Below are 24,114 nucleotides of genomic sequence, written 5' to 3' on the forward strand. Positions count from 1 at the left end.
GTTGCTGCGGGAAGCGCGCCGCCGAGCCGGAGCCAGTTGCAAGCAGGAAGGCAAGTATGAACTCAACCGTAGCGCTCCCGCAGGAGCAGGTGCCAGCCGACCGGATCGTGGACGTGGACATGCTGGCTGTGCCGGGTGGCGCCCAGGACGCGCAAAAGGCCTGGCGGGCGCTTGGCAGCAAATATGGGCTGATCTGGACGCCACGGCAAAAGGGTCACTGGATCGCGACGAACGGAGCGGTGGTTGAGCAGATTTACCGTTCGCCCGATCTGTTTTCCAGCAGCGTGCCGAACCTGCCGCCGGAACCGCTTCCGTTCAAGTTCCGACCGTTGCAACTGGATGGTCACGAACACCGCGTTTTTCGCGCCATCATTGATCCGGCGCTCAGGCCGGCAGCGGTGCAAAGCTACGCCGTGCGCGCGCGGAAACTTGCCATCGACCTGATAGAGGGGTTTTGGCCGACCGGCGAATGCGAGTTCGTGGCCGATTTCGCGCTGGTCATGCCGCTGTCAGTCTTCCTGTGGATGGTGGATTTGCCCATGGAGGACCGGGCCATGCTCCAGCGCTGGGTGCATGCCGCCACGCGCGGCAAGACCCGACAGGCAATCGAAGAAGCCAATATCAGCATGTTCGGTTATGTGTCTCAGCGCCTGGCAGAACGCAGGGCGAAGCCGGGCGACGACATCTTATCTCAGGTGATACGGGCGGAGGTGGATGGCCGTCCACTTTCCGAGGAGGAGCAACTTGGCACCAGCGTGCTGCTTATGGCCGCGGGGTTGGATACAGTGGCGGCCATGATGTCCTTCGTGATGCACTATCTCGCGCGGCACCCCGCAGTTCGGCGCTGGATCATGGAAAACCCCAGCCAGGTGTCGGTTGCGACAGAAGAGTTGATGCGCAGGCACGGAGTGGCCAACAACACCCGTACCGCCACTCAGGATGTCGAGATCGATGGAGTCATGGTCCACAAGGGCGAGCATGTTCTGCTTCCCAATTGTGTTCACGGGCTGGATGAAAACCTCTTTCCCAATCCGGAGGAGATCGACTTTGCCCGCAAGCCTGGGCTGACGGGTACGTTCGGTTTTGGCCCCCATCGCTGCGCCGGGGCCAATCTGGCTCGGATGGAAATGCGTATTCTCCTTCAGGAATGGCTGTCGCGCATTCCTGACTTCGAGGTGGATCCCAAATATCCTGTCATTCATCAGACCGCGCAAGTGAACGGCATCGAAATGCTGCCACTAAGGTGGGAGACGGGATCGGGTCGTCGCTCGCGCTGATTTCGCGTACATTGGCCCTTCCTCTCGGGAGTCGGGTCTCCGCCCACGCCGGGGTGGGTTAACTGCTCACATGAAATCGCGACGAAATCCGTCTACGGACGCCGCACCCCACCAAGCCTTGCGCCGGCATAATTGCCTGGCGTGTGCCCCGTGTTCTTCTTGAACATGGCGATGAACGCGCTCGGACTGTCATATCCGAGCTGAAACGCGATGGTGGCGACTGGCGTGCCCGCCTCCAGCGCGCGAACCGCGAGATCCACGTGCAGTTCCTGTCGCCAGGCTGAGAAGGACTTGCCGACTTCCTTCTGGAACAGGCGGCTCAGCGTTCGGTGGCTCGCGCCCACTTGCTTGCCCCATTGCTCTATCGTCAGGCGGCGTTCCGGCTCGGCGAGCAATGCATTGACGAGGCGCAACAATCGGGGGTCTCGCGGAAGGGGCGAGGCGTTTGCGGGTGAACGAGAGGATGCAAGCTCATCGACAAGCACCCCGGCCATGCGGGCTTGCCTGCCTTCGTCTCCTTCATCTTGCGAAGGGCCACCGCTGAACCGCAGAAGCAGTTCCCGCACCAGGGGGTTGATCTGAAACAATTCGGTCCTGTCCGGCAGGTCCGATGACAGGTCAGGATCCAGATACACGCACCCGAATCGCGCGAGCACGCCGGCACGCACGCAGTGCGCGACTCCGCTGGGTATCCAGGTTACGGATCCGGGCGGGACGACCAGATTGCCGGCGTCGGACTCGATCTCCACAAAGCCTGACACCGTATAAAGCAGTTGCGCTTTCGCATGACTGTGCGAGCGGTCGGCGCGGGATTCGTCGGTCCTGACCTGAAATCCCAAAACCGGCCTGGCAATGGTGTCAGGGTAATGCAGATCAAAAGAGTTCGACGTCACGCCATTTCTCCGGGTGCCCGCTCCGTTGCTCCTTCCCTGCAACTTGTTGAGCGACTGCTCACCCAGATTAGGCTTGCACATCATTATTGTCGAGCGCGGTGAGACGCCAATGGCTTCGCGCTCAGGCGTCCAGCGTGATGTCTCCGATCGGAATGGCGCAGCAGGTCAGGCAGTTGCCCTCCTCGACCTCGCGCGCATGGCTGACCGTGCCGGCGATCAAACGAAGAGCGCAGCTTTCGCATTCGCCTGCGCGGCATCCCGCAGCCAGCCGGAAACCCGCCGATTCCGCGGCCGCCAGGATCGAAGGCTGGTCCGGTTGCCAGACGAAGCTCTCGCCGGACGTGGCCAGGGTCACGATGGCCGGCGCGAGGCCAGTCGTGACTGGGGTATGGGCTGTGAAGTGCTCCTGCTGGATCGACTGCGCGTCGACACCTCGTTCGAGCAGGATCTCCCGCGCCGCGCCCATGAAGGGTTCCGAGCCGCATAGGAACGCCCGCGTGCCTGGGGCAACCCCATCGAGCAATGCGGCGAGATTTCGTCCCGAATCCACTTGCCGATAGGCAAAGTTCGGGATGTCGAGAGATCGAAGTTCAGGATCGAAAGCCCTGTCGCGGGTGGCGTAGACCAGCGTGACGGAAGGGGGTGGGTGGCCCACTCCGCCAGCCAGGGCGCGCAAATAGCCGAGAAACGGCGTTATCCCGATTCCACCCGCCAGGAGCAGTACGGGCCGGGTGGCTTCCAGCGGCAGGCGGAACCGCCCCGACGGGACGGTCAGCTGCACTTTTTCGCCTTCGCGCATGTTCGCGAATATGTGGTCGGAAAGGCCGCCCGCCCCGGAACGCCGGATTGCCACGGCCAGCGACGTTGCACTTTGCCGCCCCGGCGAGACCAGAGAATAATGGCGTTCGAGTTCGACGCCCGGAATCGAGAAGGCGACATGCTGACCTGGGATGAAGGTCGGCACCCAGTCGCCATGCTCTGGCTCCATCACCAGTTCCACGATGTCGCCCGGATGGTCGCGCCGCGTGACGACGCGGAAATCGCGCTTGCCGTTCCAGTTGCCGCGCGAGCGTTCCTCGTCGCGTTCGACGCGGCACGCTATGCGCCGCAATTCGACCGCGCCGCTGACGGGATCATCGTCGCCGTTGCGCAAAATGCTGTTGAGGTTCGTTCCACTGGTCAGCCGGTCACCGGCATCGGCCTGCTGCCACCAGCCATGTTCGCCCACCAGCACGCCGTCAGCCAGGGTGTCGTCCACCCGCACCTTCATGCTGACGCTGCCGGTGGCGATCACTATCCTTGCCCAGTCGCCGGGCACCAGCGATGCTGCATTTGCCGTCGCTGGCGACATGGCGAGTTCGGGCGCGGGCGCGCGCCTGGCCAGCGAGGGAACATAGCGCAGCGAGGATTGGGTATAGACCCCCCGCTTGGCGGTGGTCAGCAGGAGCGGGAAGGCGGGATCGGCCGGCGGCTGCGTCCACAGCGGAATTGCTGGTTCACCGACATTTGCCAGAAGGCTGGAATGGAATTCGACACGGCGGGATGGCGTGTTGAAACCCTTGACCCGGCCGTCCGCGGCAACGGCGGCGTAGCTCCGGTCGACTTGAGCTACCGGAAGGGTCAGGCCACCCGGATTCTGTTTGAGCGTCGCGAGATCAAGCCCGCTCGGCGCCAGTCGCATCTCCCAGGCTTCATCTATCGAACCGTGCCAGAGCGGATCGGCGAACTGCATTCGCTGCGCGATCTCCCGCAATATGGCATAGTCGGGCCGCTGGTCGCCGGTCGGCTCCACCATGGCCGGGCGATACTGCACGTGCAGCGCGCTTTCGGCGTCCAGTTCGAACCCCGGCCGGAGCGAAGCATGTTCCCACGGCAAGGTCACCGGGAGCAGATAGTCCGCACTGTCCGCCATCGGGGTCATGCGCACGTCGCAATGGACCCGGAAGTTGAGGCTGGCGAGCGCGGCTGCGGCGCGCGCCCAATCGGGATAGGACGCCGCGGGATTGGTTCCCAGACTGAACAGCCCGCGCGGGCGATAGGGAATCCCCGTCTCGATCGCCTCGATCGCGTCGCGCGTCACGACATAGCCGAACCGTGGAGGCCCCAGCGGAATCCGCTCGGTGCCCAGCGGATCGGCGCGCGACGCCGCGGCGAAGGGGCGGAGCGGCGGCCCAGGGAACCAGCGGTTGCTGCCCGCGCGATCGACATCGCCGCGCAGGGCGAACAGGCAGGAGATCGCCCGGACCGTCTGGCTCGAAGCGGCGCTTTGCGACAGGCCCGACCAATGCGCCAGCGCTATGCGCGCATCGCTTGAGAGCAGATCATTGAAGCGGGAAATGGCTGCTTCAGACAATCCCGTGGCTTCGGCGGTGGCGGGCAAGGTCCACGGCTGGGCGCACTGCCGCAGCAACTCCAGCGCGCTGTCGCATTCCATGCCTGCAACCGTGCCGCTGAAGAAGAGTTCGGGCGCCAGGTCCGGCGCCGGCGGCTGGTTGGTGTCCACGACGATTGGCCCGGCCTTGGTCATCGCCAGAAATCCATCGGCATCGATGCCGATGTCCCGGGGAACGACTTTCCGGCCAGTGGCGCGATTCACGAGCAGCGCCGCGTCGGTCCAATCTCTCGCAAAGTCCTTGTCGAAAGTTCCGCTGGCCAGCAGGTGACGGATGCCCCCCAATGCCAGGGCGCCGTCGCTTCCGGGCCTTAGTCCGAGCCAGAGATCGGCGTCGGTGCCGCTGCCCTGCTTTTGCGGGTCGATGACGACCAGCGGCACGCCGGCGGGGCGCGCGCTGATCTGCGACGATGCCGCGAGCCAGGTCCGCGCGGGATTATGGCCCCACAGGACGATCGCGTCCGCATGGAGATAGTCCGGAGTTCCCAGCGAGCCGCCCGTCGTCAGCGTCGTACCGAAGTCCTTCTGGAAATTGCAGATCTCCATCGCCGCGACGAAATTCGCCGATCCGTAGGCGCGTACGAAGCCCTCTATCCATTCGAACGAATCGCCGATTGCCGTGCCGCTTGGCGTCGTGCTGGTGAACAGCATGGCGTTCGGCCCATGCGTATCGCGTATCTCCGACAATCGTCGCGCGATATCCGCCAGCGCCTCGTCCCAGGATACGGGCTCCCATCCGGGATCCGGGTCGCCCTTGGGCCGCGTGCGGCGCAGGGGTCGGGTCAGCCTGCCACGGTCGGCCAGGATTTCGGGCGCGGCGCGACCCTTGGCGCACAAGGCGCCGCCGGTCGGATGCTCCGGATCGGGCAGTACTTCCTTGAGCAGCCCATCCCGGGTGACGAAAATGGCGCCGCAGCGGGACCGGCAAAGCGTACAAAATCCACGATGGCGCATTTCGGCCATGGCTTGGCTCCGTTCAAATTCAAAACTGTCCCGAGTTTTCGATTGTAACGATCAACCGAAATTCAACTCACCGGCACCATAATCGCGATGGCCTTTTCAGCCGCGGCGATCGGAAAAGCCGAGTGGACGAGTTCAGCTCAGCCGGCGCGCAAACCTGCCGAGCCTGCAATGATGTTGGGCCGGACACTGCCGGATACGGGTCGTGCTGACATGTCAAAAATCGGCCATTCTATCGCGAAACCTGGCCAAGATTGGCCCCGGTTATTGGTCTCTTTCGGTTCCTTCGCGCATGCGTGCCGCAGGTAGGTGGGGAGGATCGGACGGATATGATGCCGCAGCGCGAGCCGATGGTCCTCAATCCGAACTAAGGTCGGGGGACACTCGTCTCGTCGTAGCGGATGCGGCGCCGGATTGCGGTGTCCCCGTTCCGTGGAGATTCCCGCATGGCAAGCTATCCCTCCATATTTGGAAACTGAACGTCTGACCCATATCAACTTATCATCATCAGGCTGGCATTGCCGCCCGCCGCCGTGGTGTTGATAGAGGTCGATACCTCTTCCAGCAACATATCGAGCGGGTAGGCGAGCAGCTCGCCCGTCTGCGCGGCGTGAACGGAGACGATTGGACCAGCCAAGGCCGCCACCTTCGCCACCAGCCGCCCGATTTCCTTTGCGTCGCCCTCAACCAGTGCCGCGGCGAACGGTTCGTTCGTCCTTGCCGGGAAGCAGGCCGCGACGCTGGCCGGCAGGCCCGTCGGGAGCGGCATGTCCTCCACCGCGCCGCGATTGCCTGTCGCGAGCACGGCGGCCATCTGCTCGAAAAGTCCGGTCCGGGTCGCCGGCGCCATCAGGATCAGGCCGCGCGGGTGCAGGGCATAGAGATTGCGCTCGCCGACCGGGCCGGGAAGGGTGAGGGCAAGGCCGAGGGCCGAAGCCTCGCCATAGCGCCGCGCGATGGAGGCGCTCTCCATTTCGCCTTCCGCCTCCAGCCAGTCGGCGAATGCGTGGAGCGGCGTATCAATTTGGCCTGCTCGCGCGCTGAGCATGGGCGGCCGCGCGACCAGGCGGCCGAGATAGAGCGGTCCGCCCGCCTTCGGACCCGTTCCGGACAGGCCGCGGCCGCCGAATGGCTGCACGCCGACAATGGCGCCGATCACGTTGCGGTTCACATAGACATTGCCTGCCTTCACGCGCCCGGTCACATGCGCGATCGTCTCGTCGAGCCGGGTGTGGAGGCCGAAGGTCAGGCCGTAGCCCGTTGCGTTGATGGCGTCGATCAACGTGTCGAGATGTTCCCGCCTGTAGCGGATGACATGCAGGACCGGTCCGAACACCTCCCGCTTCAGTTCGGAAATATCCCTGATCTCGATGATCGTCGGCGCGACGAAGGTACCGTGGACCGCTTCGGCCGGGAGCGCCTGCTGCTCAACGGGTGCGCCCGCCTTCCGCATCGCGGCGATATGCTTCTCTATCGTTTCCCTGGCCCCGGCCGTGATGACGGGGCCGGTATCGACCCTGAGTGCATCGGTGCGGCCGATCCGCAGCTCCTTGAGCGCGCCCTTCAACATGGTCAGGGTGCGATCGGCGACATCCTCCTGCAGGCAGAGGATGCGTAACGCCGAACAGCGCTGGCCGGCGCTGTCGAAGGCGGAGGCGATGACGTCGGCGACGACCTGCTCCGCCAGCGCGGAGGAATCCACGATCATCGCATTCTGGCCGCCTGTCTCGGCGATCAGCGGAACAGGTCGGCCCTGGGCGAGGCGCGTGGAAAGCTGGCGCTGGATCAGGCGGGCGACTTCGGTGGATCCGGTGAACATCACCCCGGCCGTCTCCGGCGCCGCCACCAGCGCCGCGCCGATGGCGCCGTCACCCGGCAGCAGCTGGAGCGCATCGGCGGGAATGCCGGCCTCGTGCAGCAGGCGCACCCCCTCGGCGGCGATCAGCGGCGTTTCCTCGGCCGGCTTGGCCAGGACCGGATTGCCGGCGACGAGCGCGGCGGCGATCTGGCCCGTGAAGATCGCGAGCGGGAAATTCCAGGGGCTGATGCAGACGATCGGGCCGAGAGGCTGCTGGTCGCTCCCGAAGGTCGAGCGGGCCTGAGCGGCATAATAGCGCAGGAAGTCGATCGCCTCGCGCACCTCGGCAATGGCATTGGGCAGCGACTTCCCGGCTTCCCGCACGATCAGCCCAAGCAGGGTCGGCATGCGCGCCTGCATCGCGTCGGCCGCGCGATCGAGGATCTCGGCGCGTTGGCCAACCGGCGTCCAGCCCCAGGATGAGCGCGCGGCGGCAGCGACGGCGGCGGTCGCCTGGTCGGGGGATGCCTCGACAACGCGGCCGACCAGATCGCGATGATCCGCCGGATTGAGCACCGGCCGTTCTTGGCCGACCCCGTCGGCCGGCACCGCCTTCCAGGCGAGCGTGGCGCTCTCGCGAAGCGCCCTGCTGAGCGCTGCGAGTGCGGTTTCATCGCTGAGATCGATACCGTCCGAATTGCGGCGATCCGGATAGAGATTTGCGGGAAGCGCGATTTGATCGTGCCGAGCGCCCGGGTGCGGCATTGCGCGCACCTGGTCGGCCGGGTCGATCACCATCTCGTCGATCGGCACCGCCGGGTTCGCGATGCGGTTGACGAAGGAGGAATTGGCGCCGTTCTCCAGAAGCCGGCGCACGAGATAGGCGAGCAGGGTCTCATGCGTACCCACCGGCGCATAGATGCGGCAGGGCCGATCGAGCTTCGACCGGCCGACCACCTGCTCATAGAGGGGCTCCCCCATGCCGTGCAGACACTGGAATTCATATCGCCCCACCGCGAAATCCGGCCCGGCGAGATGATAGATGGTGGCCAGCGTCTGCGCATTGTGGGTCGCGAACTGCGGGAACACCGCGTCGGGGGCGGCAAGAAGCTTGCGCGCGCACGCGATATAGGCGACGTCGGTGTGGACCTTCCGCGTGTAGACAGGGAAGTCGGCCAGTCCGTCCACCTGCGCGCGCTTGATCTCGGCGTCCCAATAGGCGCCCTTCACCAGCCGCACCATTATCCGCCGCTTCGCCCGGCGCGCGAGATCGACGATCCAGTCGATCACAAAGGGGCAGCGCTTGCCATAGCCTTGAACCACGAAGCCTAGTCCGTCCCAGTCGGCAAGCTTGGCGTCGAGCGCCAGGTCCTCCAGCAGGTCGAGCGACAGTTCGAGCCGGTCGGCCTCCTCAGCATCGATATTGAACCCGATATCATAGTCCCTGGCGAGTAGCGCGAGCGCGCGCACGCGCGGCAGCAGTTCGCCCATCACGCGATCGGCCTGGGCACGGACATAACGGGGGTGGAGGGCCGACAGCTTGATGGAGATGCCGGGCCCCGCATAGACGCCGCGCCCGTTCGACGCCCTGCCGATCGCATGGATCGCGCGTTCATAATCACCATGGTAACGCTCTGCGTCGGCCATTGTGGTGGCAGCCTCGCCGAGCATGTCGTAACTGTAGCGGAAGCCCTTCGCCTCCAGCTCGCGGGCGCGCTTCAACGCCTCGCCGATCGTCTCGCCGGTGACGAACTGCTCGCCCATCATGCGCATCGCGAGATCGACGCCGCGGCGGATCACGGGCTCACCGGCGCGCGCCACCAACCGGGCCAACGCAGCACCCAGGCCGCGATCGTCCACGCTGCCGACCAGCTTGCCGGTGACGACCAGGCCCCAGGTCGCGGCATTGACGAACATTGATTTGCCACCACCCAGATGCGAACCCCAATCGCCCTCTGCGATCTTGTCGCGGATCAGCGCATCGCGGGTTGCCGCGTCGGGAATCCGCAACAGCGCCTCGGCAAGGCACATGAGCGCCACGCCTTCCTCGCTCGACAGGGAATATTCCTGGACCAAGCCCTCGACGCCGGTCCCCTTGTGGTTGGCGCGAAGCGTTGCGACCAGATTATGGGCGGTATCATGGATGGCGAGTTTCGTCGCGTCATCCAGGGTCGCTGCAGCGAGCAAGGGCGCCACGCATTCCGCCTCATCGCGCCGGTAAGCAGCGGTGATATGTTTGCGGAGCACGGTCTGCTCTCGAATGGCGGGGGCGAAAGCGGCGAATGGAGTCTGCTCTGTCATGCTGGCAATATAGCAACCAACGGTTTGTCGATCCGACCGAAATATTGTGAAACTTCTGGTGATTTGACTTATGATGGTCAGATCAGGAGGAAATAGTGACAAGAAACAGCGGATCGGAAGTCGAAATGGATGGGTTCGATCATAAGATCGTCGCCGTTCTGATGGAGGACGGCCGCATCAGCGTGACCGATCTCGCCCAGCGCGTCGGTCTCTCCAAGACACCTTGCCAGGTTCGGATGCGCAGATTGATCGACTCCGGCGTGATCAAGGGCTTTCATGCTGCCCTGGATCCGGCAAAGATGGGGCTGGACCATGTCGCCTTCACCGAAGTGAAACTGTCGGACACGCGGGAAGATGCTCTGAGCGAATTCAATGCTGCTGTGCGCCGCATTCCCGAGGTGGAGGAATGCCATATGATCGCGAGCAGTTTCGACTATCTGTTGAAAGTCCGCACCGCCGACATCCGCCGCTACCGCTTCGTGCTTGGCGAAAAGATATCGAGCCTTCCGCATGTCGCCAGCACCTCGACTTTCGTCGCGATGGAAACGGTGAAGGACCGTTAGGCGCTGTTTCGCGCAGTGACATATTGCGCTGGCAGGTCGATGGCATTGCCGGGCCGTATCCCTGGCTGAAAGCCTGTCGGATGCATCGCAGCCCGTCGCCTTTTCCGACAACATGAGCGATCGGTAAATCCATGGCGCGTCAGTCGCTTTGAAATTTGCCTTGAAACGATCCGTGTGATCGGAAGGATGATTTCCCCAATATTGTGATCAACTATAATGTTTGCGTGCAACAAAATCTATAAATGTGGATCTAATTGATGCATTATAATTGAATTTATAATAGAAAAATCGAGATATATACTCACCATATATTGTATAATTAAGAAGAATATACATTTATATCCAAAGATATATATTTAATATCATAGTCAATTTTTGTGACAAGATCATATTTTATTAACCCACATTATTTAAATTCCTGCCTCGGTCCGGAGCAATGCTTCTCGAAAGGGATATGGGAATGTTGGGCGGAGCAGTGGGGCGTTTGCTGCGTGACAGGACGGGCAATGTCCTGATGATGGCTGCGGCCTCCATGCCTATATTCATCGGGGCGGCGGGACTGGCCACCGATACGGTGCAATGGACCCTGTGGAAGCGGCAGATCCAGCGTCAGGCGGACAGCGCCGCGCTCGCTGGCGCTTATGCGGTGGCGCAGGGCTTCAGCGCCTCCGACAGCGCGACATCGGATATCAACCGCATGTCGCTCGTCACGCTGACGCAGACGCCCACGATCGAAAATGCTCCCACGACAGGTGCCTATGCCGGCAACAACAAGGCTGTGCGGGTGGTGCTGCAAACATGGGCCGAACTGCCCTTTTCGAAGATATTGGGGGTGAAGGCGCCGGTCATCTATGGCGAAGCGACCGCGGCCGTGGTGGGCAGCGGCGACTATTGCGTCGTTGCGCTGGAAAAGACGAGCACGGTCGGCATCACGCTTCAGGGCAGTGCCACGGTCAATCTGGGCTGCGGCATCGCCACCAACTCGCGGGCATCCAACGCGGTCTATGCAGGCGGCAGCAGCGTTGTGACGGCAACGCCCGTGGCGGCGGTGGGCGGGCTCTCATCCAGTTCCAACTATGTCTCCCCGACCACCCTGCTGCCCTACAGCCTGCCCGTACAGGATCCCTATGCTGGATTACCCACACCCACTGCGGTGGAGCTGACGGGTTGCAAGAATTATAATGACAAACCCGGCGACACGACTTCCATCACGGCTGGCTGCTACAAGAATTTCGATGTCAAGGGCACGCTCAACCTGGCGCCCGGCGTATATTATATCGACGGCGGCACCTTCAACGCCGGTTCGCAGGCGGTCATCAACGGTACGGACGTCACCATCATCCTGACCAGCAGCAACGCGGTGACCAACCCCAGCTCCATCGCGACGGTCAATATCAACGGCGGCGCGACGCTCAACCTGAAGGCGCCGACGGACACCACCAACCCCTATCATGGCGTCCTCTTCTACCAGGATCGGCGCGCCGTGGATTCGGGAACCAACACCATCAACGGCAATGCGAGTTCGGTACTGCAAGGCGCCTTCTATTTCCCCGGCCAGGCCCTGTCCTTCAGCGGCACGTCGGGAATGACCACTGACTGCGTGAAGATGGTGAGCAAGCGGGTGACCTTCATCGGCAACAGCAATATCGTCAATCAATGCACCAACAAGGGCGTCGACAAGATCACCGCCACGCTGGTGAGGCTGGTGGGATGATGATGCGCCTGATTTCGGACCGAGCCGGGAACAGCACCATCGAACTGGCGATCATCATGCCGGTCCTGGTGCTGCTGACCTGCCTGGCGGGGGATGTCGCCATGGCGTTCAAGGCGAAGATCGGGCTTCAGCGCGCGGCGGAGCGCACGGCGCAACTGGCGGCGGCGGGCGGCTACACCAACGATACCACAAGGACGCAGGCGGCCTATAACAATCTGGCCGCCGACGCGGCGGCGGCGGCGGGCGTTTCGACCAGCAACGTCACCATCACGCCTACGCTGCTCTGCGACGCCACCGTCCAGACCGCCAGTCCCGAAGTGCCATGCCCCGATGGTCAGCAGACCAAGCGCTATGTCGCGATCAACATTTCGGGAAGCTACACGCCGATGTTCGCCCAACTCGCGCCCAACAGCCGATGGTCGTCGCAGGGAATCGCGCTCACCGGCTCCGCATCGGTGCGGTTGCAATGATCCGGCTGGTACGCGACGAGCGGGGGGCCGCGGCGATCGAATTCGTCCTTGCCGTGCCGCCTTTCATCATTCTGCTTATGGGTGCGCTGCAAATGGGCATCATCGCCTGCGCGCGCACTGGCCTGCAACATGCGGTGGATGAAGGTGCCCGCTATGCCAGCATCTATCCCACGCCCTCCGATGCCGCCATCATCGCCAAGGTCAATGCGCGCGAATTCGGTCTGGACCCGGCCTATACCAACGATCCGACGATTACCCACGGCACGCAATATGGCCTGCCCTATACCGAAATCACCATGACCTATTCCCGGCCGCTGAACTTCATTGTGTACCAGACGCCAGCCTTGTCGATCAGCTATACCCGCCGGTCCTATTAACCTCAACTGGACCCGGATACCGGACGTGTTGTCGCACCCTGCTTCTGCTTGACAAGGGGGCTGTGCAGGGGGAGCCATCCCGCTCCCCCTGCACAGAATGTCCATCATCCGCATGAAACTGCCGCGCTTCTTTTCCTCGTCCGCCTGCGACATGGCCATCGACCTGGGCACCGTCAATACGGTCATCTATGTGCGTGACCGGGGCATCGTGCTCAACGAGCCCTCGGTCATCGCGATCGAGACGCGCGACGGCATCCGCAAGGTGAAGGTCGTCGGCAACGAAGCCAAGCTGATGATGGGCAAGACCCCCAATGGCATCCAGGCGATCCGCCCGCTGCGCGATGGCGTGATCGCGGACATCGACGTGGCGGAGCAGATGATCAAGCATTTCATGGACAAGGCGCTGGACGGCCACAGCCGCTTCGGCCGCCGCCATGAAGTGGTGATCTGCGTGCCGACAGGCTCCACCATGGTGGAGCGGCGTGCGTTGCGCGACGCTGCCTCCAATGCAGGCGCCTATCGCGTTCAGCTGATCGAGGAACCCATGGCCGCTGCGATCGGCGCCGGACTGCCCGTCACCGAACCGCGCGGGGCGATGGTGGTCGATATTGGCGGGGGAACGACGGAGGTGGCGGTCCTCTCCCTCAACGGCATCGCCTATAGCAGTTCGGCACGGGTGGGCGGCGACAGGCTGGACGACGCAATCGCCTCCCACATCCGCCGCACCCACAATCTGATGATCGGCGAAGCCACGTCGGAACGGGTGAAATGCGCGCTCGGCGCCGCCACCCCGCCGGAGGGCGAAGGCCGCCGCATGGTGGTGAAGGGCCGCGACCTGGTGAACGGCCGCCCGTCCGAAATGTCCATCAGCGAGGCGGAGATCGCCGATGCCCTGTCGGAGCCGGTGGGCCAGATCAAGATGGCGGTGATGACCGCGCTGGAACAGACCGCGCCGGAACTGTCCGCCGACATCATCGAGGAAGGCATCACGCTCACCGGCGGCGGCGCGCTGCTCCAGCGTCTGGACGAGGCGCTTTCCGACGCGACCGGCCTGCCTGTCACGGTCGCCGAAAAGCCCCTGATCTGCGTCGCCATGGGAGCAGGCCGCGCTCTGGAAGACCGCGCCTATGACGGCGTGCTGACCGGCTCCTGACGACGCCGTCTGGACGATGGGGAAGGGAGTATCCCCCCACAACTGGCCGCGCCAGTGAAGGCTGGATCTCAGGGGAGGGTGCTTCTTTTGACACGCGATTCCGGCCGTCGCGGGAGCGGCTGATTTGGGTGGATGGCGGAATGTCGGCTTTCGGATCACCAGCCCGCATAAGCTGACGCCTACCAAATACGCAAATCTCCGATTTTTAACGGTCTTGACGATTTGTTTCGTTGCCTATGAAGCCCAACGGATAACCAGAAACCTCAGCGGCGTTGGTAAGGCACCAGAGTGTTTCTTCATCCAGCGCGCCAGAAGCCAGTATGCTGGCTTTGAATGTCGCCATACCATTTAACGGCTGAAGAACTCCCGCAGCCTTTGGCCCGCAAAGTTGCTCAAGAGAGTGAGCGAACGCTACTTCGTCAGTGCTATTGGCGTCATATGTTGGCAGGCCTGAAAGCAACCCTCTCTTATCCAGCCATGCCCGCGCATCAATCTTTGCCTGTTTGCGCGATAAGTCCCAGTATATTGACTGATACGCCTGCTCTACAGGCGGAACAAACGTGACGTAATAGCTTGTAGCAAGTGAGGCGCGGGCCGCACATTGTAGCTGGTTATCTGAGATTGGGGCTTCGTCCAGAACTTCGACCACTTCTTCTTGAAGTGTGTCGTCGAATTTCGAATGGACCTTTCTGAAGCCGCATTCTGCGACCTTTGCCGCAGCGACTTCCGGCTTTACCAAGACCGGCGGCGTGTCAAACGCACCGGCTAACAACATTATTCCAATCACTAACGTCTTCATTGGGGCGTTGTGCCTGAACGGAAATAGGTCCGCAACTGGTCGTTCTGAACTGGCAGCAGAGGCCAATAATCGGCTAAGGGATGGGCATGAAAGTTCGAGCTTCCATTGAGTTGATCCCGACGGAGAGGGGAGGCGCTGGCCACCCTCTACGTGGTTGCTTTCGTCCCAATCATCGGTTCGGCTCCGATGACTTCGTGGTTGGAGAAGTCGAGCAGGCTCCCGACGAAGTCATTGCGCCAGGTGAGTGTGCAAATCGTATCGTCGCCTTTCTTCCCGATGGTTTGCCCATGCTAATAGCAGGGACGCAGTGGGAGATATTCGAAGGCCCGCAAAAGCTGATTGGACACGGAACGGTCTTGGAACTGCTTGAAGGCTAATGTCAGCTTCCAGATGAGGTGGTGCTGCTGCCGCTGAATGACAAATAATGGTCGCTTCCAGACCGTCCCCTAACATCCCGGCCCGGACGGCATGGCTCCATCAGCATCATGTGACCCAGCAGCAACAGGTCCCTCAAAAAACATCCTATTTCCTGAACAGGCGTGAAATCGCTCTGTCCTATTCCGCGCTCGCGGCTCTATCCCGCGCTCCTCTTTGAAACGTCAGGCATATCGCGCTCACACGCATACGCGCGCCCCGGCACGCGCGCGCATATGGTGTGAACTTCGACGAAAAATGGCGGAATTCTACGGGTCGCGAGAGCGTTGCTCTACGCGGCCCTTCCATAGGCGGTGACAGTCTTCACCTCGGCCTTGTCGCCCAGCACGACGCCGACGCGCTGGTGCAGGCCGGTGGGCGTCACCTCCATGATCCGCTGATGGCCGTTGCTGGCGGCCCCGCCCGCCTGCTCGATCAGGAAGGACATCGGATTCGCCTCATACATCAGCCGCAGCCGGGCCTTGCCCGATTGGCGGTGATCGGCGGGATACAGGAAGATGCCGCCGCGCTTCAGGATACGATGGACGTCGGCTACCATCGAAGCGGTCCAGCGCATGTTGTAATCCTTGCCCAGCGGCCCCTCCGTGCCCTGGATCCGCTCCTCTACATAGCGCGCGATGCCGGGCGACCATTGCCGCCGCCGCGCGATGTTGATGGCGAATTCGGCATTGCCCTGCGGCATCTGCATCGGGCCGTCGGTCATCCGCCAGGACCCGATTTCCCGATCGAGCGTGAATTCAAAGACGCCCGTGCCGATGGTCAGCACCAGCAGCGTCTGCGGCCCGTAGATCGCATAGCCGGCCGCCACCTGCTGCGTGCCGGGCTGGAGGAAGTCCTGCTCGATCACCTCGCGACCGGAACATTCCTCCGGCGCCTTGAGCACGGAGAAGATGGTGCCCACGCTCAGGTCGACGTCGATATTGCTGGACCCGTCGATCGGATCGAACAGCAGCAGATATTCCCCCTTCGGATAGCGGTTGGGGATGCGATGGAGCGTCTCCATCTCCTCCGAAGCCATTGCGGCCAGATGTCCGCCCCATTCATTGGCGTCCAGCAGCAGTTCATTGGCGATGACGTCCAGCTTCTTCTGCACCTCGCCCTGCACATTCTCGCTGCCCAGGCTGCCCAGCACTTCGCCCAGCGCGCCCTTGGACACGCTATGGCTGATCGTCTTGCAGGTGCGCGCGACGGTTTCGATCAGCAGGCGCAATTGCGGCGGGATGGCGTTCGCCTGGCGCTGCTGCTCGATCAGGAAGCGGGTGAGGGTTACAGACTGCATAGGGCGGGTTACTCGCTCAAGAGAATATGGCGCGCGGACGCTCGCCATGCATGGGACCAGCGATGCCGTAGCGGTCCCGCGCGCATCGGCAAAGCGCCAATTCGTGGTACTCCCGGGACGCGGGACGATCCGTTCACGGTTCCAGACTGGCCGCCACGCCGGTCCATGTGCGAACAGCGCGGCCTCGCGCAGCTGTTCCGGTGTCGGGCGGATGCCGGTGTAGAGCATGAATTGCTCGATCGCGTGCAGCACGATGACTTCGCCGCCGGGAATGATCGCCTTTCCTGCCGCCCGGGCATTGCTCACCAGGCAGGAGGATTGCAAGGCTCCGGTCGCGGCCATGGCGTAGGCCCAGGCGGGCTAAAGGTCGTCGGAGGCGCAGGCGGTCGAAGGAGGGTATGGCGCAACAGTTGGCGAGACGGGGCCCGCAGCCTCCGGTGCTGCATCAGAGGCCGGGCAGATGGCGGCATCCGGCCACGTGCCGAATCTCCAAATTACCGTTTGCATCTTGCGGGGCCTTGTGGGGATTGCCTGGCCCTTAGGCACGGCAATCCCCATATGACTCACCTGGCCCTGGCAGCGGTGACGATGATCTCAACCTTGTAGTCGGGGCTGGCGAGCTTCGCCTCGCCCGTGGCGCGGGCGGGTGCCTCGGCATCGGCGATCCATGCGTCCCACACCGCGTTCATCTCGGCAAAATCATTCATGTCGGCAAGCCAGATCTGCGCCATCAGCATATGATTCTTGCTGCTGCCTGTCTGTTCGAGCAGCGCGTCGATCTCTGCCAGCACGGCGCGGGTCTGGGCGGTGACGTTCTCGCCGGGCGCGCCGATCTGCCCTGCCAGATAGATGGTGTCGCCATGAATGACGGCTTCGCTCATGCGCGGGCCGCGGCCGATGCGGGAGATGGTCATGCAGGAAGGTTCCTTATTCTGGTTATGAATAGCGGCTGATTGCAAGATCTGCGGTCTCGATCCGGGGCTCGCGCCCGCCGATGATGTCCGCGATCACATGCCCCGACCCGCATGCCATGGTCCAACCCAATGTGCCATGGCCGGTGTTGAGGAAGAGGTTGGGGATTTTGGTGGCGCCGATCACCGGCGTGCTGTCCGGCGTCATCGGACGGAGTCCGGACCAGAAGCTGGCGCGGCCCAGATCGCCTGCGCCCGGGAACAGCGAACCCACCGAATATTCCAGCGTATCCCGCCGCGCCCTGGGCAGTCCTTTGGAATAGCCCGACAGTTCCGCCATGCCGCCCACCCGGATACGGTCGCCCAGCCGCGTGATCGCGACCTTGTAGCTTTCATCCAGCAGCGTCGATACCGGCGCCCGCGCTTCATCGACGATCGGGACGGTGATCGAATATCCCTTCACCGGATAGACCGGTAGCCTGATCCCCAAGGGCGCCAGCAACAGCGGGGAATAGCTGCCCATGGCGACCAGATAGGCATCGGCCCGGACAGGGCCGCTATCGGTCTCGACATGGCTGACCTTCCCGTCCGTGACGGCGATCCGGCCGATGGTGCGTCCGTTGAGGAAGGTCACGCCCTTCGCCTTCGCCATCTCCGCCAGCGCATTGGTGAATTTGAAGCAGTCGCCGGTTTCATCATTGGGGAGCCTCAGGCCCCCGGCGAGAGGCACGCCGCTGCCCGCCAGGCCCGGTTCCGCCGCGATGCATCCTGCTGCGTCGAGCACTTCGAAGGGCACGCCGTCCGCCTGCAGAACAGCGATGTCCTTGGCGATGCCGTCGAGTTGTTTTTGCTCGCGGAAAAGCTGCAAGGTGCCCTGCGACCGTTCGTCATAGGAAATGCCGGTTTCGCGCCGCAGGTCGATCAGCCGGTCACGGCTATATTCGGCCAGCCGCACCATCCGGCTCTTGTTGATCGCATAGGCGCGTTCGTTGCAATTGCCCAACATCGCCGCCATCCAGCGCAGCATGGCCATGTCCATCTGGGGCCGCAGGATCAAAGGGGCGTGCTTCATGAACAGCCAGCGCAGTGCCTTCATCGGTATCCCCGGCGCCGCCCAGGGTGAGGCATAGCCGGGCGAAATCTCGCCGGCATTGGCGAAGCTGGTCTCCAACGCCGGGCCGTCCTGACGGTCGATCACCGTCACTTCATGCCCTGCCTGCGACAGATACCAGGCAGAGGTGACGCCGATGACGCCGCTCCCCAGAATGGCGATCTTCATGCCTTCATGCTCCGCTGGTGCCGGATCGTCGCCGCGCCCTGGATGGTGCGGTGATAGCGATGTCCGAGTTGTGTCAGGATTTCATAGGCGATGGTGCCGGCGTCGGCCGCCACCTGATCCACCGTTTGATGGGGGCCCAGCAGTTCAGCTGGCGCACCCGGATAAAGGAGGGCGTCGGGTATGTCGGTCACGTCCAGCGTGATGCTGTCCATCGACACCCGTCCCACGATCGACGCGCGATGGCCGCCAATATAGGCCGAGCCCCTGTTGCTGAGATGGCGCGGCCAGCCATCGGCATAGCCCACCGCAATCGTGGCGATGCGCGTCGCCCGCTCGCAAACATGGGTCAGGCCATAGCCCACGGCCGCGCCGGCCGGAACGGTCCGCAACTGGATGATCCCGGCATTCAGCGAGACGACCGGTTGCATTATCGGGCCATCGCCCTGGGGGGCCCCGCCATAAAGGGCGATGCCGGCACGCACCATGTCGAAATGCCTCGCATGCAGGAAGCTGCCGCCGCTATTGTCCAGCGAGCGGGGCACATCCGGGAAATCCTTGCTGAATGTCTCGAAACTTTGGCGCTGTTTGTTGTTGGAAGGGGCATCGGGATCGTCGGCGCAGGCCAAGTGGCTCATCAGCAGGCGGAGGTCGATGCCCGCCAGGCGTTCCGGCTCCGCGCGCAGGATGGCGACCTCCTCCGGGGGCAGGCCGAGCCGCGACATGCCGCTGTCTGCCTGCAACGCTGCGGGCAAGCGTCGATTCAGGGTCCGGGCCATTTCCGACCAGCGCGCGATCTGATCGAGCGAGTTCAGAACCGGAATGGCGCCGATGGCCGCGCAATCGCTTTCCATGCCGGGCTGCAGCCCGTTGAGGATGAACAGGGCGGTGCCGTTGTCGAGCATGGTCCGGAGCGCCATGGCTTCGCCGAGATGCGCGACGAAGAAGTGGCGGCATCCCGCCTCTTGCAGACTGCACGCGACGATGTCCGCACCCAGGCCGTAGCCATTCGCCTTGACCACGCCGGCAACGGCGGCGGGGGCTACCTGCCGTTGGATCATCCGGTAATTCTCGACCAGCGCGTCGAGATCGATGCGGAGCACGGCTGCGGCGGTATCGATGGACGGCATATCCTTCCCCCTTCAAGGGGAAAGTAGCGTGCCTCCTTGCGAAAATGCTCTCAAATGACAGAAGGATCGTCTAATAAGAGCAAATATTTCGAAGGTTATTCGTAGGAAATGCAATAAAATGTCAGAATCGCTGGACGCCATCGACCGATCGATCATCCGCCTGCTCCGGCTGAATGCACGGCGGCCCAATTCGGAAATCGCGGCGGAGGTCGGTCTTTCGCCTTCGGCCTGTCACCGGCGTATCCGGATGTTGGAGGATGCCGGCGTGATCCGCGGCTATACTATCGTGACGACGCCTATGGAAAAGGAAGGCCGCGCCGTCGATGTGCTGGTGCAGGTGACGCTCGATCGGCAGACGGAGGATTATCTTGCCCGTTTCGAGCATGCCGTGCGGCAATGCCCGGAAATCCGGGAATGTTTCCTGATGACCGGTGGCGTCGATTATTGGCTTCGAGTGGAAACGGAGAGCGTGGCGGCCTATGAGGCGATCCATAGCGAGATCCTCTCCCGCATGCCCGGCGTCACCCGGATCAACAGCAGCATCGCGATGCGCGATGCGCTGCGGCCCAGGAAAGCGGCACGGCGATGACGGGCACGACGCCGCGCCTGGCGTGCATAGGGGGAAGCGCGGCTGAACGACATTCGAACGGTGCGAGCTAGACCCGTCTGGCAATGGCGCCCGCCGCCCATCCCATGCCGACCGCCAGCATGATCGCCGCCAGCCCATAGGCGAAGGGCCATTGTTCGGCAGAGACGGCCATGAACCGCTCGAACCCCGACTTTCGGACGGTGATGTCGCGCACGGCGGCGGCCACCACGCGGCCGTCCTGCACGAGGAAGGTTTCCGCCGTGTAATCGCCGACGATTACCCGGGCCGAAAGCGGCAGTCGCGCCCGGTATAACACGCCGTCCGTGATCTCTACCGTTCCGGGGCGCTCGACATAGAGACCGGCCCTTTCCCTGAGGTCGATCAAACCCTTCTGGAACCGATCCAGCTCCGCGCTTTCATTGAGCGAAGAGGGCGAAAGCTGGAGCTTGTCCACGCCCATTTCATAGATCGCCGCCGTCCGTTCATCGACCATCCTGTCGATCGGGCGGGACGATGCGATGGCGTAGAAGCTGGGAGCGGAGCGGAAACGCGCGCTGTCGGCGTTGATCCATATGCCGGCGACCTTCTGCTTTTCGCGCATCGTGATCGATTGATCCGGCCCCTTCAGAACGACCATGATGTCCGGCGGCTTGCTGGGCCGACGCCCGTCGGGATAGACGATCGCGCCGAACAGCAGCAGGTCCGCACCCGTGAAGCTATATTGTATTTCCACCTCGCGCTGGGACACGTCGGGCACGAGCATGGGTTCGTCTGCCGCCGTCAGCAGCAGCAGGGCGGGGAGAAGGGCCAGAAGCGCCCGGCGCCTCACCGCAGCTCCACCGTATAGATTTCGTCCGGTCGGAACCCCAGGCCCAGCGCCATCCGCGCCGCCACCAGCAGCACGATGGCGGCAAGCAGGATGCGCAGATATTCCGGCCGGATCGTCATCGAGATGCGCGTTCCGACCTGCGCGCCGGTCACGCTGCCGATCAGCAGCAGCAGGGCCAGGACAAGGTCAACCGCATGCGTGGTCATGGCGTGCATCATCGTCGTCGCCATGGTCACGAACAATATCTGGAACAGCGACGTGCCAACCACGGACTGGGTCGTCATCCCCAGCAGGTAGAGCATCGCCGGAACCAGGATGAACCCGCCGCCGACGCCGAGCAACATGGTGAGTATGCCGGTCGCCATGCCCAGCAGTAGTGGTGCCAGCGGCGAAATATACAGCCCGGACCGATAGAAGCGCCACCGCATTGGCAAGGCCGCGACAAGCGGATGGTGCCGCCTTTTGCGCGCTTGGATCTTCCTGCCGGTCTTCAGCGCTATCAGCGCCTGTATCGATTCCTTTGCCATCAACGATCCGATGCCGCCCAGCATCAGCACGTAAAGAATGCCGATCACCGTATCGATCTGTCCTATGGCCTGCAGCAGACGGAAGATCAGCACGCCCAGGCCCGCGCCCACCACGCCGCCGGCGATCAGCACGCCGCCCATGCGGAAGTCGACCGTGCCGCGCGACATATGGGTGAAGACGCCGGATACGCTGGCGCCTGTCACCTGGCTGGCCGCCGAAGCCGCGGCGACGGTCGGAGGAATGCCGTAGAAGATCAACAAAGGCGTGGTCAGGAATCCGCCGCCCACCCCGAACATGCCGGAAAGCAGGCCCACCACGCCGCCCAGGGCAATGATGACCAGCGCATTCACCGACAGGTTGGCGATGGGCAGATAGAGATCCATGCAATCCCTGGGTTAAGCCCAATATGCGGAGAGATAAAGGCGCTCTGCCTTAAAAATCAGCCCCAAGCGTTACTGCCGGACCGGAAGCCGGCGCGGCACGCCCCGCGATCCGTTCCCGCCATTCGACGCTCAGCCTGGTGCCGACAGGCTTTATGGGCAGGCGGATCTGAAGTTCCGGGCCGATGTCCAGTCGCTCCACCTGCGGCTGCGCCCCGCCGGAAAGGCTTGCGCCAAGCCGCACGGGCGCGTTGCCGAGGGGCGACAGCAGCGAGATCTTGCCGTCCACGAACAGGTCGCGTGACCGGAAACCGACCATGCCGCTCTGCGCATAGGCTTCGACTTCCAGGGACGGCGCGACCCGCGTCGGGCCGAAACCGCCGACCGCCAGCACGGCATTGGCGTTGCGTCCGCCCTGGCCCAGGGCAAACCGTCGTTCAGCGGCGAAGCTGACGGGGACGGTGCGCGCTGGCTGCCATGCCAAGCCCAGCGCGCCTTCGGGAGAGACCGGCTTGTTCAATGCAGCACTGGCGCGAGCATAAGCGGTCGCTCGGCTGGAGGCGCGCGGGGTCAGGTCGAAATCGAGGCGGAAACCCGCCTGTGATCCGCCCAGCCGTCCGCCGGTCGCGGCATCGGCGCGGGGGGCACTGTCGTCGCGCCACAGCAGCCAGGCACTGCCATGCCAACGGCTGGTGCCAGCGGCTGGCGGGTAGGCCATGGGCAAGGCAGGTGAAGGGTTGATCGATGGAGCGGCTCCCATGACCTTGCCCGAAACCTCCTCGGTCGACGCCGCTTCCCTTGTAGCGGGTGCGGCGGGTGCCAAGGCTGCTTTGATCCTTGTTGCTCTGGCCCATGGTGACGATGCCATGAGCGCCAGTCCCGGCGCTGCGGCGGCAGATGTCAGCCTTTGCGGCGGCCCGCTCTGCCGAACTGGCGGACCATGCCCTTCGGCTGTGATTCCTACGTTGGTCGCATAAGTCGTAGGACGGAATGGACCCTCACCGGGACCGCCCATTGCGCCGCCGAGAAGGTCGAAGCCGGTCCCCGCCAGACGGATGGCGACCCAACCGGCTATAACAAGCGTGAAGAAGCGGACCGGGCGTCCGCTGGCCGCCTTGTTCATGCCTGGGATTCCAGATCCGGAAAACGATGCTGTGTCTTGTCCCAGGTCAGCGGCCTGCCGATGAGCGACCGAAGATAGAGGAGCATGGCCCGTCTGGCGGCCATCATGGCAATGATATTGGCGATCAGCGTGCGCGGTATGGCGCCCAGTCCGAAAACCCATCCATAAGCCATGCCGGAAAAAATCGCCCGCATCGCCATTCGCCAGCTCATGAACCCGAAATTGATCCACAGCAGGACTTCGATGACGGGGGAGATCCTGGCGAAAGTGACATCGCTGAACAGGCCTGCGACGAGCAGCACGCCCCAGAGCAGAAGCGCGAGATAGGCGGTAAACAGGACGAAGGCGGAAAGGGCGGCGGCGCGGTCCCGCATGCGCATCCACCATTCGGCAGGGCCGCCCTGCCAGCCCATGCGGTCCCAGCCAGCAAGTGAGATGCCGACCATCCAGCGCGCCTTCTGCTTGACGGCTGCCTTCAGATTGTCGGGAAAATATTCCCTGGTGGCGACGAGATCGCCATTTCCGTCGCGCATACGTACGAAGATGCCCCGTCCGCCCATGTTGCTGATGCGCAGGCCGACCTCATAATCCTCCGTTAGCGATTCCGGATCAAATGGTCCGCCGGGGCCGGCATTCGCCAGCCGCTCCAGCATCTGCCGTTCAAATGCGCACGCTACGCCAGCCGAGGGCATGGAGGCGCCCATGGCTTCACGCACGGTCAGGAACTTGCCGTGGCTCTCGGCAAATTGGGCGTTAGCGTAATTCCAGCGCTCATCGTCGCAGCACCTCCCCCTTCCGTCGCATGGTCGATCGTGCTTATTACACCGCATGAGCACTTTCGCATGGGAATTAACTCGCTATATACCGGATTCGGTGTATGGATGACCTTAGTGTTTTTCAGTTCCTGCTGTCGCCTAAGGCGGTGGAGGATTTTCGT

At 63.2% G+C, this 24,114-nt stretch carries 18 protein-coding genes and 1 pseudogene; 7 read left to right on the plus strand and 12 right to left on the minus strand.

Translation table 11 applies throughout. From position 1 onward, the window contains the following. Window positions 1-239: 239 nt before the first annotated feature. Window positions 240-1,277, plus strand: a complete 1,038-nt coding sequence (locus MRBLMA1_RS05935) for a cytochrome P450 (protein WP_363735615.1) — start codon at window positions 240-242, stop codon at window positions 1,275-1,277. Window positions 1,278-1,369: 92 nt separating this feature from the next. Here the strand turns inward: MRBLMA1_RS05935 and MRBLMA1_RS05940 are convergent, their stop codons facing one another. The 3 genes from MRBLMA1_RS05940 to putA all read right to left on the minus strand — a co-directional run bounded on the left by MRBLMA1_RS05940 (window position 1,370) and on the right by putA (window position 9,621). Then, window positions 1,370-2,170: an AraC family transcriptional regulator gene (locus MRBLMA1_RS05940; protein WP_166666287.1), complete on the minus strand. Its 801-nt coding sequence runs from the start codon at window positions 2,168-2,170 to the stop codon at window positions 1,370-1,372. Between the two features lie 121 nt (window positions 2,171-2,291). Then, window positions 2,292-5,525, minus strand: a complete 3,234-nt coding sequence (locus MRBLMA1_RS05945; RefSeq protein WP_363735616.1) for a molybdopterin-dependent oxidoreductase — start codon at window positions 5,523-5,525, stop codon at window positions 2,292-2,294. Window positions 5,526-6,015: 490 nt separating this feature from the next. After that, the gene (gene putA, locus MRBLMA1_RS05950) at window positions 6,016-9,621 is read right to left on the minus strand and encodes a trifunctional transcriptional regulator/proline dehydrogenase/L-glutamate gamma-semialdehyde dehydrogenase (protein ID WP_363735617.1); all 3,606 of its coding nucleotides are present in this window, start codon (window positions 9,619-9,621) and stop codon (window positions 6,016-6,018) included. A gap of 125 nt (window positions 9,622-9,746) precedes the next feature. On the opposite strand from putA, the gene MRBLMA1_RS05955 reads away from it, so the two are divergent. From MRBLMA1_RS05955 to MRBLMA1_RS05975, 5 genes are all read left to right on the plus strand, one after another. Further along, a complete protein-coding gene (locus tag MRBLMA1_RS05955) occupies window positions 9,747-10,184 on the plus strand; it encodes an Lrp/AsnC family transcriptional regulator (protein WP_363735697.1) in 438 nt (145 codons plus the stop codon). A 460-nt stretch (window positions 10,185-10,644) separates the two neighbouring features. Beyond that, the gene (locus tag MRBLMA1_RS05960; RefSeq protein ID WP_363735618.1) at window positions 10,645-11,898 is read left to right on the plus strand and encodes a pilus assembly protein TadG-related protein; all 1,254 of its coding nucleotides are present in this window, start codon (window positions 10,645-10,647) and stop codon (window positions 11,896-11,898) included. Then, window positions 11,895-12,368 (plus strand): TadE/TadG family type IV pilus assembly protein, encoded by a 474-nt coding sequence (locus MRBLMA1_RS05965; RefSeq protein ID WP_133651629.1) that lies wholly within the window; start codon window positions 11,895-11,897, stop codon window positions 12,366-12,368. The genes MRBLMA1_RS05960 and MRBLMA1_RS05965 overlap by 4 nt, the downstream gene beginning before the upstream one ends. Continuing rightward, a complete protein-coding gene (locus tag MRBLMA1_RS05970) occupies window positions 12,365-12,745 on the plus strand; it encodes a TadE/TadG family type IV pilus assembly protein (protein WP_133651630.1) in 381 nt (126 codons plus the stop codon). Before MRBLMA1_RS05965 ends, MRBLMA1_RS05970 begins: the two co-directional genes overlap by 4 nt. A 112-nt stretch (window positions 12,746-12,857) precedes the next feature. Then, window positions 12,858-13,898, plus strand: coding sequence for a rod shape-determining protein (locus tag MRBLMA1_RS05975; RefSeq protein WP_363735619.1), 1,041 nt, complete (start codon window positions 12,858-12,860; stop codon window positions 13,896-13,898). A gap of 205 nt (window positions 13,899-14,103) precedes the next feature. On the opposite strand, the gene MRBLMA1_RS05980 is transcribed toward MRBLMA1_RS05975, so the two are convergent. The 5 genes from MRBLMA1_RS05980 to alr form a co-directional block, all read right to left on the minus strand. Continuing rightward, window positions 14,104-14,697 carry a hypothetical protein gene (locus MRBLMA1_RS05980; RefSeq protein WP_363735620.1) on the minus strand — a complete coding sequence of 198 codons (594 nt, stop codon included), beginning with the start codon at window positions 14,695-14,697 and terminating at the stop codon, window positions 14,104-14,106. 706 nt (window positions 14,698-15,403) lie between these two features. After that, entirely contained in the window at window positions 15,404-16,411 is a 1,008-nt protein-coding gene (locus tag MRBLMA1_RS05985; RefSeq protein ID WP_363735698.1) for a class 1 fructose-bisphosphatase, read from the minus strand. Between the two features lie 563 nt (window positions 16,412-16,974). Beyond that, the gene (locus MRBLMA1_RS05990) at window positions 16,975-17,325 is read right to left on the minus strand and encodes a RidA family protein (protein WP_363735621.1); all 351 of its coding nucleotides are present in this window, start codon (window positions 17,323-17,325) and stop codon (window positions 16,975-16,977) included. A 22-nt stretch (window positions 17,326-17,347) separates the two neighbouring features. Further along, the gene (locus MRBLMA1_RS05995) at window positions 17,348-18,601 is read right to left on the minus strand and encodes a D-amino acid dehydrogenase (RefSeq protein WP_363735622.1); all 1,254 of its coding nucleotides are present in this window, start codon (window positions 18,599-18,601) and stop codon (window positions 17,348-17,350) included. After that, on the minus strand, window positions 18,598-19,728 hold the full coding sequence (alr, locus tag MRBLMA1_RS06000; RefSeq protein ID WP_363735623.1) for an alanine racemase: 1,131 nt from the start codon (window positions 19,726-19,728) through the stop codon (window positions 18,598-18,600). The genes MRBLMA1_RS05995 and alr overlap by 4 nt, the downstream gene beginning before the upstream one ends. 118 nt (window positions 19,729-19,846) lie before the next feature. Between alr and MRBLMA1_RS06005 the strand changes: the two genes are divergently transcribed. Next, the gene (locus tag MRBLMA1_RS06005) at window positions 19,847-20,317 is read left to right on the plus strand and encodes an Lrp/AsnC family transcriptional regulator (RefSeq protein ID WP_363735624.1); all 471 of its coding nucleotides are present in this window, start codon (window positions 19,847-19,849) and stop codon (window positions 20,315-20,317) included. A gap of 67 nt (window positions 20,318-20,384) precedes the next feature. Here the strand turns inward: MRBLMA1_RS06005 and MRBLMA1_RS06010 are convergent, their stop codons facing one another. The 4 genes and pseudogenes from MRBLMA1_RS06010 to MRBLMA1_RS06025 all read right to left on the minus strand — a co-directional run. Next, on the minus strand, window positions 20,385-21,146 hold the full coding sequence (locus tag MRBLMA1_RS06010) for a TIGR02186 family protein (protein ID WP_363735625.1): 762 nt from the start codon (window positions 21,144-21,146) through the stop codon (window positions 20,385-20,387). Then, complete coding sequence (locus MRBLMA1_RS06015; RefSeq protein WP_363735626.1) at window positions 21,143-22,057, minus strand: sulfite exporter TauE/SafE family protein; 915 nt, start codon at window positions 22,055-22,057, stop codon at window positions 21,143-21,145. Before MRBLMA1_RS06015 ends, MRBLMA1_RS06010 begins: the two co-directional genes overlap by 4 nt. 49 nt (window positions 22,058-22,106) lie before the next feature. Continuing rightward, complete coding sequence (locus tag MRBLMA1_RS06020; protein WP_363735627.1) at window positions 22,107-23,177, minus strand: hypothetical protein; 1,071 nt, start codon at window positions 23,175-23,177, stop codon at window positions 22,107-22,109. Beyond that, a pseudogene (locus MRBLMA1_RS06025) lies at window positions 23,174-23,983 on the minus strand (glycosyltransferase family 2 protein); the annotation flags it as partial. The gene MRBLMA1_RS06020 and the pseudogene MRBLMA1_RS06025, both read right to left, overlap by 4 nt. Between the last annotated feature and the right edge of the window lie 131 nt (window positions 23,984-24,114).

The organism is Sphingobium sp. LMA1-1-1.1 (genome assembly GCF_040676365.1).
In the GTDB taxonomy this organism is placed as follows: domain Bacteria; phylum Pseudomonadota; class Alphaproteobacteria; order Sphingomonadales; family Sphingomonadaceae; genus Sphingobium.

Coding starts and splice junctions, on each gene's coding strand:
- MRBLMA1_RS05980 (WP_363735620.1), bottom strand. CDS start 14,697: ATGAAGACGTTAGTGATTGGAATAATGTTGTTAGCCGGTGCGTTTGAC.
- MRBLMA1_RS05965 (WP_133651629.1), top strand. CDS start 11,895: ATGATGATGCGCCTGATTTCGGACCGAGCCGGGAACAGCACCATCGAA.
- MRBLMA1_RS05960 (WP_363735618.1), top strand. CDS start 10,645: ATGTTGGGCGGAGCAGTGGGGCGTTTGCTGCGTGACAGGACGGGCAAT.
- MRBLMA1_RS06015 (WP_363735626.1), bottom strand. CDS start 22,057: ATGGATCTCTATCTGCCCATCGCCAACCTGTCGGTGAATGCGCTGGTC.
- MRBLMA1_RS05945 (WP_363735616.1), bottom strand. CDS start 5,525: ATGGCCGAAATGCGCCATCGTGGATTTTGTACGCTTTGCCGGTCCCGC.
- MRBLMA1_RS05955 (WP_363735697.1), top strand. CDS start 9,747: ATGGATGGGTTCGATCATAAGATCGTCGCCGTTCTGATGGAGGACGGC.
- MRBLMA1_RS05970 (WP_133651630.1), top strand. CDS start 12,365: ATGATCCGGCTGGTACGCGACGAGCGGGGGGCCGCGGCGATCGAATTC.
- putA (WP_363735617.1), bottom strand. CDS start 9,621: ATGACAGAGCAGACTCCATTCGCCGCTTTCGCCCCCGCCATTCGAGAG.
- MRBLMA1_RS05995 (WP_363735622.1), bottom strand. CDS start 18,601: ATGAAGATCGCCATTCTGGGGAGCGGCGTCATCGGCGTCACCTCTGCC.
- alr (WP_363735623.1), bottom strand. CDS start 19,728: ATGCCGTCCATCGATACCGCCGCAGCCGTGCTCCGCATCGATCTCGAC.
- MRBLMA1_RS06020 (WP_363735627.1), bottom strand. CDS start 23,177: ATGAACAAGGCGGCCAGCGGACGCCCGGTCCGCTTCTTCACGCTTGTT.
- MRBLMA1_RS05990 (WP_363735621.1), bottom strand. CDS start 17,325: ATGACCATCTCCCGCATCGGCCGCGGCCCGCGCATGAGCGAAGCCGTC.
- MRBLMA1_RS05975 (WP_363735619.1), top strand. CDS start 12,858: ATGAAACTGCCGCGCTTCTTTTCCTCGTCCGCCTGCGACATGGCCATC.
- MRBLMA1_RS05985 (WP_363735698.1), bottom strand. CDS start 16,411: ATGCAGTCTGTAACCCTCACCCGCTTCCTGATCGAGCAGCAGCGCCAG.
- MRBLMA1_RS06005 (WP_363735624.1), top strand. CDS start 19,847: ATGTCAGAATCGCTGGACGCCATCGACCGATCGATCATCCGCCTGCTC.